This window comes from Motilibacter aurantiacus (genome assembly GCF_011250645.1).
GTDB classification, from domain to species: domain Bacteria; phylum Actinomycetota; class Actinomycetes; order Motilibacterales; family Motilibacteraceae; genus Motilibacter_A; species Motilibacter_A aurantiacus.
On sequence record NZ_JAANNO010000009.1, the window covers coordinates 71,842 to 87,247 of the forward strand.

Consider the following 15,406-nt stretch of genomic DNA (forward strand, 5'->3'; position numbering starts at 1 on the left):
CCGCGCTGACGGCCTAAGGGCTCGTGCCGGGTCCGCCCGTGCCCTGCGCGGCCGAGCGGTGCCGGCCCGCCCCGGCCTCCAGCGCCGCGAACACCTCCTCGACCGCGGCCGTCGCCGCCCCGCGCAGCCGGGCCGGCCCGTCCCCCGCCAGGATCCCGCGGCGTACGACAGTGTCGATCGCACGGTGGGCGGCGACCAGCTGCCCGGCGAGCAGCTCGACCTCGACCTCGCCGGCACCCGGCCCGAGGACCTCGGCCAGGGCCGCCTGGAGCTCCTCGCGGCGGCGTACCTCGATCCACCGCTCGCGCGCCCGCAGGGTCTCGCTGCCGGCGAGGACGGTGAGGAAGCGGCGGTATCCGGCCATCGCGTCCGGCTCCTGCTTGGCCGTGACGCGCTGCTCCTCGTAGCGGCGGACGGCGTCCAGCACGCGCTCCCCCGGCCCGGCCGCACGGACCGCATCGGCCAGCGCGCGCTCGTCGGCGGGCTGGTTCCAGAAGACGAGGTCTTCCTTGGTGCGGAAGTGGTTGAAGACCGTCGCCACGGACACGTCGGCGGCATCCGCGACCTCGGCGATCGTCACCGGGTCGAACCCGCGCTCGAGGAACAGCGGGCGGGCGGCGTCCAGGATCGCCTGCCGGGTGGCGAGCTTCTTGCGCTCGCGGCGGCCGGGCGTGTCCTCCATGCCCTCCACGGTACCGCGAGTTGCTCCAGGAATAGGCCGGATGAGTTCTTGAGTTGGTCACAACGCTGTAGCAGCTCTACTGTTGCAGCAGGCAACCAGCAGGACGAGGGACTCATGACCACGCAGACCGCACCGCCCCCCGTGGCGCACACGCACGGCAACACGCACGCCCACTTCCCGAGCTGGGCGGTGCTGCTCATCGCCTGCGCCGCGCAGTTCATGGTCATCCTCGACGTCTCCATCGTGAACGTCGCGCTCCCGTCGATGCAGCACGACCTCCGGCTGACCACCGACGGGCTGCAGTGGGTGGTCAACGCCTACACGCTGACGTTCGCCGGGTTCCTGCTCTTCGGCGGGCGGGCCGCGGACCTCTTCGGCCGCAAGCGCGTCTTCCTGTTCGGCCTCGTCGTCTTCACGCTGGCGAGCCTGGTGGGTGGCTTCGCCCAGGACGAGGCCACGATCGTCGCCGCGCGCGCCGTGCAGGGCCTCGGCGGCGCCGTCCTCGCGCCGGCCACGCTCAGCCTGCTCACCACCACGTACACCGAGCCGCACGCCCGGGCCCGCGCCCTCGGCATCTGGGGGTCCGTGGTGGGGGCCGGCGGCGCGCTGGGGGCCCTGGCCGGCGGCGTCCTCACGGACCTGCTGTCCTGGCGGTGGGTGCTCTTCGTCAACGGGCCCATCGGCCTCGCGCTCCTGGTGGGCGCGGTCGTGGTCCTGCTCGAGTCCAAGGGCCAGGCCCGCGGCGTGCGCAGCCTCGACATCCCCGGCACCGCGACGGTGACGCTCGGCCTCACGGCGATCGTGTACGCGATCGTCAGCACCGACACGTACGCCTGGGGCTCGGCCCGCACCCTCGTCCCGCTCGTGGCGGGCATCGCGCTGCTGGGCGTGTTCCTCCTCGTCGAGTCGCGGTCGCGCCAGCCGCTCGTGCCGCTCGCGATCTTCCGGCTGCGGGCGCTCTCTGCGGCCAACGGCGTCGCCGCGTTCGTGGGCGGCGGCATGTTCGCCTACTGGTTCTTCCTCACGCTGTACCTGCAGCAGGTGCACGGGTACAGCCCGCTCGCGGCCGGCTTCGCCTTCCTGCCCAGCAGCGTCTCGATCGTGATCGCCTCGCAGATCTCCGGCAAGCTGGTCCGCCGGGTCGGCCCGCGCCCGTTGCTGGTCGTCGGCCCGCTGCTCACGGCCACCGGCCTCGCCTGGCTCTCCCGGTTCTCGGCCGACGGCTCCTACGCCACCGACGTCCTGCCCGCGACCATCGCGCTCTCGCTCGGGCTCGGCCTGACGATGGTGCCGATGACCGTCGCCGCCACCGCCGGTGTCGGCCCCCGCGAGGCGGGGCTCGCGTCCGGGCTGCTCAACACGTCCCGCCAGGTCGGCGGCGCGGTCGGGCTCGCCGTGCTGTCGACGATCGCGAACACGCATGCCGCCGGGCTGCGCGACGCCGGCCGGCCGGTCGCCGAGGCGCTGACGGCCGGGTACGGCCGCGGCCTGCTCGTCTCGGCGGGGATCCTCGTGCTGGCCGGGGTCGCCGGTGCCCTGCTCCCGGGGCGGGCCCGGCAGCAGGCCTAGCTGTCCTGCCCAGGGAGGTTGATCGACCTTCCTGGGCAGTACAGCTAGCCCATCGCCTCCGCGGTCAGGGTGAGCGAGCGCAGCCGGGCCTCGGTCGTCGGGGCCTGGTGGACGGTGATCAGCTCGTCGGCATCGGCCTGCTTGCGGAACCGCTCGAGGTAGTCACCGACCTCGAGCGGGGTGCCGACGGCGGCGTAGGTGAACATCTGGTCCACGTGCCGCCCGGCGCCCTGGCGCAGCAGCTCGTCGGCCTGGTCGTCGGTGAAGCTGCGGCCCCGCCCGAAGAGCCCCACCGCCATCGTGCGCCGGACGGCCTCGAGGCTGTCGTTGGCGGCGCTCGTGGTGTCCGCCGCGATGACGTTGACCCCCGCGATGACGTACGGCGCGGCGAGCTGCGCGGACGGCGTGAACTCGCGGCGGTAGAGCGACACCGCTGCCTCGAGGGCCTGCGGCGCGAAGTGGCTGGCGAACGCGTACGGCAGCCCGAGCGCCGCGGCGAGCTGAGCACCGAACAGCGACGAGCCGAGCACGTAGAGCGGCACGTTCGAGCCCTTGCCGGGGACCGCGTCCACTCCCGGGACCCGGGACTGGCCGCTGAGGTACGCCTGCAGCTCCAGCACGTCCTGCGGGAAGGCGTCGGCCGAGCCGGCGTCCCGGCGCAGGGCGTACATCGTGTTCTGGTCCGAGCCGGGGGCGCGGCCGAGCCCGAGGTCGATCCGGCCGGGGTACATCGCGTCGAGCGTGCCGAACTGCTCCGCGATCACCAGCGGGGAGTGGTTCGGCAGCATCACGCCGCCGGCGCCGAGCCGGATCGTCGACGTGTGCGCCCCGACGTGGGCGATGAGCACGCTGGTCGCCGACGACGCGATGGTGGGCATGTTGTGGTGCTCGGCGTACCAGACCCGGCGGTAGCCGAGCTCCTCCGCCCGCTGGGCCAGCGCGACGCTGGCCGCGAAGCTGCTGCTCGCGGACTCACCGCGGGCGATGGGGGCGAGGTCGAGGACGGACAGCGGCATGCGCATGCGGGGGCCTTTCGATCGGTCTTCCCGGGGAACGCCCGTGACCGCCGAACTCCTTCCCCGGCTCGGGGTGACCCTTGCCGCGCGCCGACCGACGTCGCCCTTCGCCGCCGTCGGTCAGGCGGGGGTCACAGCGAGCGCGTCTCCCCGCTGCGGTCGCGGTAGGCCCCTCCGACGTCGCCGTCCAGCGCCGCGCGTACCCGGGTGGCCAGGTCGACGACGCCGTCGACGTCGGCCTTGGTGAGGGAGTCGGGCATCTCGTCCATCACGAGCGCGACCTGCCGGCTCACCTCGGCACGCTGACCCTCGTCGCGGGCGTTCACCGCGACGTCGCGCAGCATGCGCAGCAGCGCCACCAGGACGGTGGGCTCGCGCGCCCCGTAGCGGCGCACTTGTCCGCACACCAGGTCCAGGTAGTAGCGCAGATCGCGGTCCCCGACGACGACCCGCCCCGTGCCGTCGGCGTCCGCGTGCAGGGTCGGGCCCAGGTGCCGTCCCGTGAGCGCCACCAGCAGGTCACTGGCGTACCCGACGGCGTGGACGGCGGTCACCGGGTCGTTGATCCCCGGGGAGAGCGCCTTCACCGCGATGTCGGTCAGCTGCCGGAAGCCGAACGCCGCGTCCTGCTCGATGGTGCGCTCGTAGCCGAGGACGACGGCCTCGGCGACCGCCCGCCGCAGGCCCTCGTCGCCCAGCCGCTGCGCCCCTCCGTCGGCCGCGAGCAGGGTCGCCACGGGCGCCCCGACGGTGACGTGGTCGCCCGGCCGGGACTCGACCCAGACGCGGACGCGGTGGGCCGCGGCGAGGTCGACCAGCGTGTCGACGTCGACGAGCCGGACGAACCCGCTGCGGCGCGCCACCACCAGGGCGCCCTCGCCGAGGTCGACGGGCCCGAGCTCGTCCGGCGCACGTGGGCGGTCGTCGTCGTACGCCGGGTAGAAGGTGGCGATCGCGCGCGCGGCCTCGTCGTGGACGACCCGCATCATCGTGTCGACCCGCAGCAGGCGGACGATGTGGTCGATGAAGACGAGGACGGCGATGACGGAGGCGACCCCCAGGGCGAACGCGACGAGGAGGGCGGGCACCGGGACCTCGCGCTCGGCGTCCAGCCCGCGCAGGACCGTGACGGCGAAGACGAAGGTCGCCACGAGGACCGCGAGCACGGACTTCGTGACACGGTCCCTGGTGAAGTCGCGCAGCAGCCGCGGCGAGAACTGCTGCGACGCCAGCTGGAGGGCCACGACGGTCAGGCTGAAGGTCAGCGTGATCGTCGCGATGGACGCGGCCGTCAGCGTCTGGAGCATCGCCGACGCGGCGTCGACGTCGCCCGGCCACGCCCACCGGGCGAGCCACGTGCCCTCGTCCGGACGTAGCGGTGACAGCAGCAGCCCTGCGCCGAGAGCCATCGCCCCCGCCGCCACCGGCCACAGCCACAGCTCCGCCCGGGACTCCTCGGCCCGCCGCACGTTCCGGCCCGTCGCCCTCGCCACCCGCGCCCGCTACCCCGTCCCCGGCGGGAATCACGCCCGCCCGCGACGGATGCTCCAGCCGCTCCGGGCGCTTCGCGAGGGCGGGGCCGGGTAGTCGGGTCCGCCGTGAGCACCCAGCGCACCAGCGAGTCCAGCCAGGACAACGACGCCCGGCTCGAGTCGGCCGTCGACGACGCCTTCGACCGGCTGGCCGACGAGGGCGAGCAACGGCTGGACCGGACGTGGAAGGCGCTCGTGAGCACCGGACTCATGGGCGGCATCGACGTGGCCGTCGGCCTGCTCGCGATGCTCGTCGTCATCGAGCAGACCGGCAGCACACTGCTCGGCGCGCTCGCCTTCTCCATCGGGTTCGTCGCGCTGCTGCTGGCCGACAGCGAGCTGTTCACCGAGGGCTTCCTGGTGCCCGTCACCGCCGTCGCGGCGAAGCGCGGCCGTCCCTCCGCGCTGGCCCGGCTCTGGGGGGTCACCCTCGTCGCGAACCTGATCGGCGGCTGGGTGATGGCCTGGCTCATCGCGCACGCCTTCCCCCACCTGCATGCACTGGCGGTCGAGACCGCCGCCCACTACGCCACCGCCGGGCTCTCGCTGCGCACCGCGTGCCTGGCCGTGCTCGCGGGCGCCGCGATCACGCTGATGACCCGGATGCAGCACGGCACGGACTCGGACATCGCGCGGGTGGTGGCAGCGGTGGCCGGCGGGTTCGTCCTGGCCGGGACGCAGGTCTTCCACTCGGTCCTGGACTCGCTGCTGATCTTCACCGCGCTGGCCGGCGGCTCGGCTCCCTACGGCTACCTCGACTGGCTGCAGTGGTTCTGGTACACCGCCCTGCTCAACGTCGCCGGCGGGCTCGGCCTGGTCACCCTGCTGCGCCTGGTGCGCACCAAGGAGCGGGTGCAGCAGGAGCGGGCGGCGCGCTGACGCACGCGCGAGAAAGGGCCCCGCGAGGCGTGCCGGGTGGCGCACGCGCCGGGTTGCGACATGCTCGACACCCACTCGGGGACATGGAAGGCGACGCCGAAGCGGCGCCGAGCGACAGGGTAGGAGGTGCTCGTGATCCGGCGGAGACCGACCGCCAGGGCGGCGCTGGTCGCCGCCCTGCTCGGCCTGCTCCTCGTGGACGCCGCGGCGGGCTCCGTGCTGTCCGCTCAGCGCAGCAGCCGGCAGGAGCGGGTCGACGAGCAGCTGACCCCGGCGCGCACGCAGCTGGCGGCCCTGTCGAAGGCCTTCGTGGACCAGGAGACCGGCGTCCGTGGCTTCGTGGTGACCGGCGCCGAGGAGTTCCTCGAGCCGTACGTCGCCGGGCGCCGGGAACAGGCGCGGCTCGCCTCCGACCTCGGCCGCCTGTGGCGGGAGGACCGGGCGCTCTCCGACCGGCTGGACGAGGTCCTCGCCGCGGCCGAGGACTGGCGGCAGAACGCCGCGGAGCCGGAGATCGCGTACCGGCGGGCGGGGGACGAGGCCCGGTCGGTCGCGCTGGTCACCAACCGCACGGGCAAGGTCCGCTTCGACCGGCTGCGTGCGCTGGTCGCGGACCTGCAGGGGCACCTGGACGCGGAAGCCGACCGGGTCAACGACCAGACCCGCCGGTCCGCGGACCTGGCCAACGCGATCGTGGTGGCCAGCGCGATGCTGGCCCTCCTGCTCGCTGCGGCCCTGTCGACCCAGGTGCAGCGCCGTGTCCTCGGCCCGCTGCGCCGGCTGCGGCCCCGGGCGGAAGCGGCCGCCCGCGATCCCCGCTCGGGGCAGGTCCCCATCCCGACCGGGGACCCCGACGTACGCGCGGTCGCGCGGTCCGCGGAGCAACTGCGCAGGACGGCGGTGCGCAACGAGGAGTCCGCCGCCCGCGCGCAGCAGGCACTGGCTCAGGAAGCGCCCAGCGTGGCGGCGATCAGCGCGGAGCTCGCGCCGACGGCTGGGGCACTGCCGGCGGGGCTGCGGTGGGCCGGCAGGACCGTTCCCGCGGAGGGGGACGTCCCCGGCGACGTGTACGACGTCTTCGCCGTCAGCCCACAGCAGGTGGCCGTGCTCGTCGCGGACGCCGCCGGCCACGGCCCGCAGGCGGGGCTGGTCGCGCTGCGGGCGAAGCACGTCCTCGCCGGCGCCGTGCGGCACGGCCTCGACCCCGCCGGGGCAGTCGCGCGCCTCGCCGAGGAGCTGGGCGACACGGGCGAGGGCTTCCTCAGCGTCTTCCTCGCGACGGTTGACCTGCCGGGCGGCGCTCTGCGGTACGCGAGCGCCGGGCACCCGGCCGCCGTGCTGCTCTCCACGGGCGCGGTCGAGCGCCTTCCCCCGACCGGGCCGCTGCTCGGGCCCGTGCCCGGCCGGTGGGCCACGGCTTCGGCGGTGCTGCCGCCGCACGGCACCCTCGCGGTCACCACGGACGGGGTGTCCGGCACCGCGGTGGGCGAGGCGCGGGTGTCCGGCGTCGAGCGGCTGGTCGAGCACCTGGGCGACGCGACCAGGACCACCGCGCGCGCAGAGGGCTCCCTGGACCTCGGCTCCGTGATCGACGCCGTCCTGGCGGACCCCTCCCCTGCCGCGGGACCCGCTCGCGCCCGGCCGCAGGACGACCGGACCGTCGTCCTGCTGCACCGCCCCGCTCACGCCGCCGCGGACCAGCAGTGGACGACGCTGCCGGCCGTGCCGGCGAGCGCCGGCGCAGCCCGCCGGCTGCTGCGCGAGACGGTCCCGCCCCCGGGCGACGACCTCCTCGAAGCCGCCGAGCTCTGCCTGACCGAGCTGGTGACGAACGCGGTCCTGCACGGCGGCGGCACCGAGATCGCGGTGAGCCTCGCACTGGAGCAGGGCGTGCTGCGCCTGGGGGTGCGCGACCGCTCGGACAGCCACCCTCGGCTCCTGGTGCACAGCGCCTCCGCCGGAACGGGCAGGGGGCTCGCGCTCGTCGCCGAGCTCAGCGAGCGGTGGGGCAGCGACCCGAGCCCCGCCGGCGGGAAGGTCGTCTGGTGCGAGCTGACCGAGGAGTCCGCCGGACGCGGCGCCGGAGCCGGCGACGCGTGGCTCGCCGACCTTGCCGAGCTGCTCGACGCCGACCTCGACGCCGACCTCGACGCCGGCCTGCTCGACGGCGTGCCCCGCGACGGGACCGGGCCCGACGACGCTCCGCCGCGCGCGGCCGCTCTCCTCCTGCGCTACCCCGTCCGGCTCGGGATGCGGGCCCGCGAGCACTACCGGTCGCTGCTGCGCGAGTGCCAGCTGCGCGTCCTGCACGCACCCAGGGACGCGGACGCGGCGGCGACCCGAGCGGCGGCCGAGCTCCTCGCCGACGTCTACACCCGGCGGCTGCGCGTGCAGGACGTGACCGGTGGCGGCCCCGGCGTCGAGGACACCCTGCTCGCGGCCTTCACCCGAGGGGACAGGACGGCGGACCTGCTCCTCTCCCTGGGCGAGCGACCGGAGGAGCTGCTGGCAGCCGCCGCCGGGGCGCTCGATCAGGTGCGCCGCGCGACCGCCACCGGCGAGCTCCTGACCGAGCGGACGCCCTCCGGTGTCGCCGAGCTCGACGCGTGGGCGATCGAGGAGTGCGAGCGTCAGCTGGCCGGCCGCAGCGCGACGCCCTGGCCCGGCCCGCTCGACTGAGGTGGCCGTGGGCTCACGCGCTCGCGCGCAGCGCCGCCGCCGGCGGGCCTACCGGCTCCGGGCCCGTCGACGCCAGCGGCAGCCAGAGGTGCAGGACCGAGCCCTGGGCCGGCGCGCCCTCCTCGTCGGCCGGCCTGTCGTCGATCCACAGCCGGCCCGCGTGCCGCTCGACGATCCGCCGGCACGTGGCGAGGCCGATCCCGGTGCCCTCGTAGCCGGACGTCGGCTCACGGTGGAACATGCGGAAGACCTTGTCCCTGGCGTCGGCCGGGATCCCGATCCCGTTGTCCGCGATCTCGATCGCCCAACCGTCGCCCGTGGGGCGAGCCGTGAGGTCCACCCGCGGCGGCACTCCGGGCGCGACGTACTTGACCGCGTTGCCGATCAGGTTCGCCAGCACCTGGCGCAACAGGACGGGGTGGGCCGCGACGATGGGCAGCGCGCCGGCGCGCAGGGCGCCGCCCGACCGCTCGAGGAGCGGTGCGAGGTCGAGCGCGACCTCCTCGACGACCTGATTGACGTCCACGGGCTCGAGGGCGAGGGGCGCACTGCTCGCGCGCGCGTAGGCCAGCAGGCCGTCGATGAGTGCGCGCATGCGGTCGGCGCCGCGTTGGATCGCGGCGACCGCCGTGGCCTCGACGCTGTCCGCGTCGAAGTCCCCGAGGTCGTGGAGGAGCTCGGCATAACCGGCGACGGTCGTGATCGGGTTCTTCAGGTCGTGCGCCACGCTCGCGGTGAAGCGGTCGAGCTCCGCGTTGACCTGCTGCAGCGCGGAGTTCGCGGCCCCGAGGTCGGCGTTCGCCGCGGCCAGGCGCCTCCGGTCGGCCTGCCGTTCGGTGATGTCACGGGAGGCGATGGAGGCGCCGACGACCTCTCCGGCCGCGTCGAGCACCGGCGACACGGCGACGGACACCTCGACCGTCGAGCCGTCCCGGCGCCGGCCGGTGCTGTCGAGGGGATCGACGTGCTCGCCCGCGACGGCCCGCTGCAGCCACCCGGCGAGCTGGTCGTCGCCGGCGGGGGCGAGCGTCGCCACCTGCGCGCCGACGACGGCGTCGGCGCCGTAGCCGTAGAGCTGCTCGGCAGCTCGGTTCCACGACGTGATGGTTCCTTCGAGGTCGACGGAGACGATGGCGTCGCGGGCACCGGAGACGATCCCGGCCAGCGACCGCAGCTCCTGCTCGAGCCGGCGACGCTCGGTGACGTCGCGGATCGCCGCGTAGACCCGCCATCGGCCGCCCACCAGCACGGGGGTGACGGTCAGCTCCACGACGAGCTCGGCGCCGTCCCGGTGCCGGGCGGGCACCTCCACCGCGCCGGCCAGCGTGGGAGCACCGCTCCGGATGAACCGTGCGAAGCCGTCGTGGTGCGCCGAGGCCAGCCGGGTCGGCAGGATGGTCGCGCGGAGCGTCCGGCCGAGGGCCTGCTCGGCCGACCAGCCGAACAGGCGCACGGCGGCGGGGTTCCACGCGATGATCCGCTCGTCCTCGTCGACCGCGACGAAGGCGTCGCTACTGGCCGCCAGCACGTGGCGGAGCTCGGCCTCACGAGCCGCCAACTGCTCCTGCAGCGCATGGGCGGCCTGCAACTGCTCGTACTGCTCGGCCAGCGTCTCGGCGTGAGCACGTAGCCGCGAGTAGAGGGTGGTGATCTCGCGGAGCAGGGACGCGAGGACGACGAGCGCAGCCGCGAGTGCGAGCAGCCTCGCGGCGTACCACCCGGCGGTGAAGCGCCCCGTGGCCCACAGGGTGAGGACGACGTCGCCGCAGGACGCGACGACGGCGACGACCGCCCAGGTCTCCAGCCCGCGCCTGCTCCCGCGGGCCAGTACCCCGGCGACGGCTGCGCCGAGCGCGACGACGTTGACGCCGACGATCCACGGCCCGAAGCGGTCGGTGAGAACGGCGTAGCTGCCGTTGCTGATGATGACGGGCAGGTGCCGGGCGCCCGCCGTGACCAGCCCCGTGACCCCGCCGGCGGCGACGGCCAGCCCCGTGAGGCTGGCCAGGACGACGAGGCCGCGGTGCTGCAGTGCGTCGAGGGCGGCCTCGAGCCGTGCAGGCCACGGCGCCAGCGCGAGGCCGATGAGCGCGGGCAGCCCGACGTGCCATGCGGTCCAGAGCCAGGGCGCGCTGCTGGGCGTCGCGCCGAGCAGCCCCTGGGCGGTGAAGAGCCCGGAGAAGACGAGCGCGTGGGGCACGACGATGAGCGCGGACCACGCGTACGCCCAGGACAGCACGAGGAGCCTTGCCCGCCCGCCGGACACGTACTGGCTGAGCAGCAGGACGACCGTGATCACGTCGAGCACGAGCACGGTGGCGAGGAAGCCGGGCATGAAAGCGGGGATCTGGCCGAGGGGCTTGCCGGCGGCGTGCAGCACGGCCGCGACGAGCGCGGGAACGGCACAGGCCGACACGAGTGGCATCAGCCCGACTCGCGCCTCCGGCACCCCCGACGACAGCTCCGACACGGACCCTCACATCGGCCCCTGACGCGGCGGCCTGAGCAGTTCTCGTCGGGCGGCCGAGCAGCCACCGCGGGAGCCGCGGCAGCCCGGCGTTCTCCTCAGCCCGGCGGGGCACCGTCCGATCCCTAGTCCGACCGGGCTCGCGGCTCGGCACCTCGCACGGCACATAGGACGGTGGGCAGGATGAGCGCGACGGAGAAGGCTGCGGTCGGCAGTCGCGGAGGGTGGGCTCGCGGGCTGAGCGTCCGCACGAAGATCCTCGCGGCCGTCACGGTGGCGGTGCTCGCCGGCTGCGTGGTCGGGACGCTGGGCATCAGGGGGCTGGCCGCGACGAACACGGAGGCTCAGGCTCTCTACACGGAGAACTTCGCCGGCCTCGACCAGGCGGCCAAGATGCGGCGCCTGATGGTGCAGGAGCGCCTCGACGTCGTCAACCACGGCATCTCGTTCGACCAGGCGACGATGGACACCTACGAGGCCGCGGCCGAGGACACCGAGCAGCAGCTGACCGCCGTCATCGACGAGTACGCCGCCTCGAACCCCAGCCCGGCTCAGGCCGAGGCTCTCGACGCCTTCCGCGCCGCGCTCGCCGACTACACCCGGATCCGTGACACCGAGCTGTTCCCCGCGTCGCGCGCGAACGACCTGAAGCGGTGGACCGCGGTCCGGGACAACGAGGCTGCGGCCACGATCAAGGCCATGACGGACGCGGTCGCGACCATGGTTACCGAGGAGCAGAAGCTCGGCGCGGAGGCCGCGGGCGACGCCCGCGACACGTACCAGGCCAACCGCCTCTCGATGATCGTCGCGCTGCTCCTGGGAGCTCTGCTGTCGCTGGCACTGGGCTGGCTCGTCGCCCGGGTCATCATGTCCGGGCTCCGACGGGTGCAGCAGGCGGCCGAGGGGCTCCAGGCCGGGGACCTGACGCGCTCGGCCGATGTGCCGGGCACCGACGAGGTCGGGCGCACCGGGGCCGCGCTCGACGCCGCCCTGGCCGACCTGCGCGGCGTCGTCACCACGATCGATGCCTCCTCCAGCGGGGTGGCCGCCGCGGCTGCCCAGGTGTCGGCCGCCGCCAGCCAGATCGCCGCCGGCGCCGAGGAGACCTCGGCTCAGGCCGACGTGGTGTCCCGGGCGGCCGGGGTCGTCTCCACGACCGTGCAGACCGTCGCGGCCGGGTCCGAGGAGATGGGCGCGTCCATTCGGGAGATCTCCACGAACGCCAACGAGGCGGCGCGCGTGGCGGCCCAGGCCGTCGACGTCGCCGAGGCGACGAACCAGACCATCACCTCCCTCGGGGCCTCCTCCCGCGAGATCGGCGAGGTCGTCAAGGTCATCACCTCGATCGCGGAGCAGACCAACCTGCTCGCCCTCAACGCCACCATCGAGGCCGCCCGCGCCGGTGAGGCCGGCAAGGGCTTCGCCGTCGTGGCCGGCGAGGTCAAGGAGCTGGCGCAGGAGACCGCTCGGGCGACCGAGGACATCGGGCGCCGCGTGGAGGCCATCCAGCACGACACCGGTGAGGCGGTGGAGGCCATCGGCGAGATCGCGGCGATCATCGCCCGCATCAACGACTTCCAGGTCACCATCGCCTCGGCCGTCGAGGAGCAGACCGCGACCACGTCGGAGATGAACCGCAACGTCTCGGCCACCGCGACGTCCTCGGAGGAGATCGCGGGCAACATCACCGGCGTCGCCGAGGCGGCTCAGTCGACCGCTCAGGCGGTCACGGAAGCCCAGCAGGCCACCAACGCCCTCGCCGGGATGTCGGAGGAGCTGCGCGAGCTCGTGGGCCGCTTCCGCTTCTGAGCGGGCGGGCGGCCTCGCCCGGCCCGGCCGGGTCGATCAGGGCTCGGGGTCGAGGAACGGCGGCACCCGGTTGGGCCCCGCCTCCACCGGGCGGGGCCGGTCCTGCCGGTGCAGGCGCACCGCGACGAGGGCGACGTCGTCCTCGGGCTGACGGGGCAGCATCCGGGCCAGCGCGCGGTCGCACAGCTCGTCGAGCCCGACGCCCTCGGCGGCCAGCGCTGCGAGGGTGTCGCGCAGCTGCACGAGCCCGGCGTCGAGGGACTGCCCCCGGCGCTCGACCAGGCCATCGGTGTAGAGCAGGACGGTCGACCCCCGGTCCACCGTGACCTCGGACTCGACCCGCTGGGCGTCGGGCATGATCCCGAGCAGCAGGTCGGCCTCCAGGCCGACCAGCGGGACGACGGTCCCGTCGGGGTTGACGACCATGGGCGGCGGGTGGCCGGCGTTCGACCAGCGCAGCCTGCTGACCCCGCGGGCGCGCTCGTCGGCGGTCTGCTCCAGCCGGGCGACGACGGCGGTGGCGGTGGTGCCGACCTGCAGGGTGTGCATCACCCGGTCCGCGCGGCGCAGGATCTCCGCCGGGCTGTCGCTGCCCTCCGCGCCGACCGTGCGGACGATGCCGCGCACCTGGCCCATGGCCGCCGCCGCGACGACGTCGTGGCCGATGACGTCCCCGATCACCAGGACGGTGGCCCCGTCGGGCTGGACGAACGCGTCGTACCAGTCGCCGCCGACCTGCGTGGCCTCGGCGGCCGGGGAGTAGCGCACGACGACCTGCATGTGGTCGGGCTCGGGCGGCGCGGTCAGCATCGCGCGCTGCAGCTCCTCGGCGACGCGGCGCTGCTGGCGGTAGAGCCGGGCGTTGTCCAGGGCGAGCCCGGCGCGGCCTGCCACCTCACCCGCGGTCGCCAGGTCATCCGGGGCGAACCGCCCGCGCGCGGCGCCGTTGAAGAGGCTGAGCAGCCCGACCGTGCGGCCGCGCCCGCGCAACGGCAGCACGGTGAACGACTCGGGGGCGAGCTCGCCGAGCAGCTCGTACGCCTCCCCCGGGCGCAGGACGCGACGGATCGCGGCGGCGGCCCCGGTCGCAGCTCCGATGGGGCGGCCGGTGCGCAGGGCGCGGTGGACGAAGGAGTTGTCCAGCAGTGCCTCGAGGCGCAGCCCCGCGTAGCGGGCGACCAGCGGCTCGAGGCTGGGGTCCACGTGCGCCCAGCCGACGTCGCGCAGCCCGCGGCGGGCTCCGGCGTGCTCGTCGTCGTCGACGAGGGTGACGAGGCACCAGTCGGCGAGGGCGGGGACGACGAGCTCGGCGAGCCGGGCGACCGCCTGCTCCGGGTCGAGGGTCTCGGCGAGCTCCGCGGTGACCTCGCCCAGCAGCTCCGCGCGCACGGCGGCGCGATGGGCCTGCTCCTGGGCTGCGCGCCGGGCGGTGATCTCGAGGAAGTAGACCGCGATGCCCTCGCCGCTCGGCCAGACGCGGACCTCATACCAGCCGTTCAGCGGCTCGGGGTAGTAGGCCTCGAACGTGACGTGCTCGCCGCTCGCCGATGCGCGCCGGTAGCTCGCCTCGAAGTCCGACCCGACGGCGGCCGGGAACAGCTCCCAGATGCTCCCGCCGAGCAGCTCGCCACGCGGCCGGCCGAGCAGCCGCTCCGCTTCCGCGTTGACGTACGTGAACCGCCAGTCCCGGTCCAGCGAGTAGAACGCCGCGGACATGGCCTCCAGGACGCGGGTGACGCGGGCCTCGCCCTCCTGGCGGGCGGTGATGTCGTACGCCGTGCCGAGCACCCGCGTGGCCATGCCGGCCGCGTCGCCGAGCGCGCGGCCACGGGCGGCCACCCAGCGCACCGTGCCGTCGGGCAGCACCACGCGGTAGTCCGCCTCGTACTCCCCGCAGCAGTCGATCGCCTGCTGCAGGGCCGCCGTGACCCGGGGCAGGTCGTCCGGGTGCAGCCGCGCGTTGAACGCCTCGATGGACTGGGTGAACGTCGCCGTGTCGTAGCCGAACAGCTCGACCAGCCTGTCGTCCCAGCGCAGCGTCCCGGAGCCGAGGTCCCAGTCGAACGTCCCGATGCCGCCCGCGCGCACCGCGAGCTCCCAGGCGACGCGGCTGGCCTCGTACTCATTCGCGAGGGCCGCCAGCTCCAGCTCGGCGACCGCGGACGCCGCCAGCTGGGCGAGCACCGCGACGTCAGCATCGGTCCAGGGCCGGGGCACCGGGTCGAACACGCAGAGCGCCCCGACGGTCTGCCCGTCGTCCGCGACCAGCGGCACGCCGAGGTAGGACGCGACCTGCCCGGTCACGACCGGGGGGAGGGCGGCCACGCGGCTGTCCGCCCGGGCGTCGGGCACGACCAGCGGCCCGCCCAGCGCAGCGGTCACCGTGCACAGGGAGTCGGTGAGCGCTCCCTGGCTGCCCACCGCGCCGGCCGGCAGCCCGGCACCCCCCGCGACGGTCTGCACGTCCGTGAGTAACGACACCTGGGCGGCAGGCGCCCGGAGCAGCTGCGCGGCGAGGCCTGACAGCCGGTCCAGCCCGGGATGGCTGCCCAGGGCGGGAAGCAGGCGCCGCGCGGCCGCCGCGCCGTCCGGATGCGGCCGGTGCGCGGGCAGGTCGACGGCCTCCCGCTGGGTGGGCGTCGGTCGACCGCCCCCGTCCGCTGCCACTGCGCGCTCCCCCTACGACAACGAAGCCGCGGCCCGATGGCCGCGGCGCCACCATTGTGCGGCACCGACGGGGGTGGGCGGGGGGCTCCGGGTGAGCGGCAGGGGC

Annotated in this window: 9 protein-coding genes; 4 read left to right on the top strand and 5 right to left on the bottom strand. The window is 74.9% G+C overall.

The annotated features are described in order from the left end of the window. Positions 1-13 precede the first annotated feature (13 nt). On the bottom strand, positions 14-682 hold the full coding sequence (locus G9H72_RS20990) for a TetR/AcrR family transcriptional regulator (RefSeq protein WP_196791280.1): 669 nt from the start codon (positions 680-682) through the stop codon (positions 14-16). A gap of 114 nt (positions 683-796) precedes the next feature. On the opposite strand from G9H72_RS20990, the gene G9H72_RS15715 reads away from it, so the two are divergent. After that, a complete protein-coding gene (locus tag G9H72_RS15715; protein ID WP_166172771.1) occupies positions 797-2,251 on the top strand; it encodes an MFS transporter in 1,455 nt (484 codons plus the stop codon). Between the two features lie 44 nt (positions 2,252-2,295). Here the strand turns inward: G9H72_RS15715 and G9H72_RS15720 are convergent, their stop codons facing one another. Together G9H72_RS15720 and G9H72_RS15725 are read right to left on the bottom strand one after the other, a co-directional pair. Next, on the bottom strand, positions 2,296-3,273 hold the full coding sequence (locus tag G9H72_RS15720; RefSeq protein ID WP_166172773.1) for an LLM class flavin-dependent oxidoreductase: 978 nt from the start codon (positions 3,271-3,273) through the stop codon (positions 2,296-2,298). Between the two features lie 125 nt (positions 3,274-3,398). Next, positions 3,399-4,760, bottom strand: a complete 1,362-nt coding sequence (locus G9H72_RS15725) for a DUF2254 domain-containing protein (RefSeq protein ID WP_166172775.1) — start codon at positions 4,758-4,760, stop codon at positions 3,399-3,401. Between the two features lie 105 nt (positions 4,761-4,865). Here G9H72_RS15725 and G9H72_RS15730 point away from each other — a divergent pair, with 105 nt between their 5' ends. Then, a complete protein-coding gene (locus G9H72_RS15730; protein ID WP_166172777.1) occupies positions 4,866-5,678 on the top strand; it encodes a formate/nitrite transporter family protein in 813 nt (270 codons plus the stop codon). Between the two features lie 132 nt (positions 5,679-5,810). Next, complete coding sequence (locus G9H72_RS15735; RefSeq protein ID WP_166172779.1) at positions 5,811-8,357, top strand: ATP-binding SpoIIE family protein phosphatase; 2,547 nt, start codon at positions 5,811-5,813, stop codon at positions 8,355-8,357. Between the two features lie 13 nt (positions 8,358-8,370). Here the strand turns inward: G9H72_RS15735 and G9H72_RS15740 are convergent, their stop codons facing one another. Further along, positions 8,371-10,782, bottom strand: coding sequence for a PAS domain S-box protein (locus G9H72_RS15740; RefSeq protein WP_166172781.1), 2,412 nt, complete (start codon positions 10,780-10,782; stop codon positions 8,371-8,373). 225 nt (positions 10,783-11,007) lie between these two features. Between G9H72_RS15740 and G9H72_RS15745 the strand changes: the two genes are divergently transcribed. After that, entirely contained in the window at positions 11,008-12,633 is a 1,626-nt protein-coding gene (locus G9H72_RS15745) for a methyl-accepting chemotaxis protein (protein ID WP_166172783.1), read from the top strand. A gap of 36 nt (positions 12,634-12,669) precedes the next feature. On the opposite strand, the gene G9H72_RS15750 is transcribed toward G9H72_RS15745, so the two are convergent. Then, entirely contained in the window at positions 12,670-15,300 is a 2,631-nt protein-coding gene (locus G9H72_RS15750; RefSeq protein ID WP_331272351.1) for a SpoIIE family protein phosphatase, read from the bottom strand. Positions 15,301-15,406 lie beyond the last annotated feature (106 nt).

Bases quoted from the DNA above. Each gene is read 5' to 3' on its own strand.
- G9H72_RS20990 (WP_196791280.1), bottom strand. From the start codon at position 682: ATGGAGGACACGCCCGGCCGCCGCGAGCGCAAGAAGCTCGCCACCCGG.
- G9H72_RS15740 (WP_166172781.1), bottom strand. From the start codon at position 10,782: ATGCCACTCGTGTCGGCCTGTGCCGTTCCCGCGCTCGTCGCGGCCGTG.
- G9H72_RS15720 (WP_166172773.1), bottom strand. From the start codon at position 3,273: ATGCGCATGCCGCTGTCCGTCCTCGACCTCGCCCCCATCGCCCGCGGT.
- G9H72_RS15745 (WP_166172783.1), top strand. From the start codon at position 11,008: ATGAGCGCGACGGAGAAGGCTGCGGTCGGCAGTCGCGGAGGGTGGGCT.
- G9H72_RS15715 (WP_166172771.1), top strand. From the start codon at position 797: ATGACCACGCAGACCGCACCGCCCCCCGTGGCGCACACGCACGGCAAC.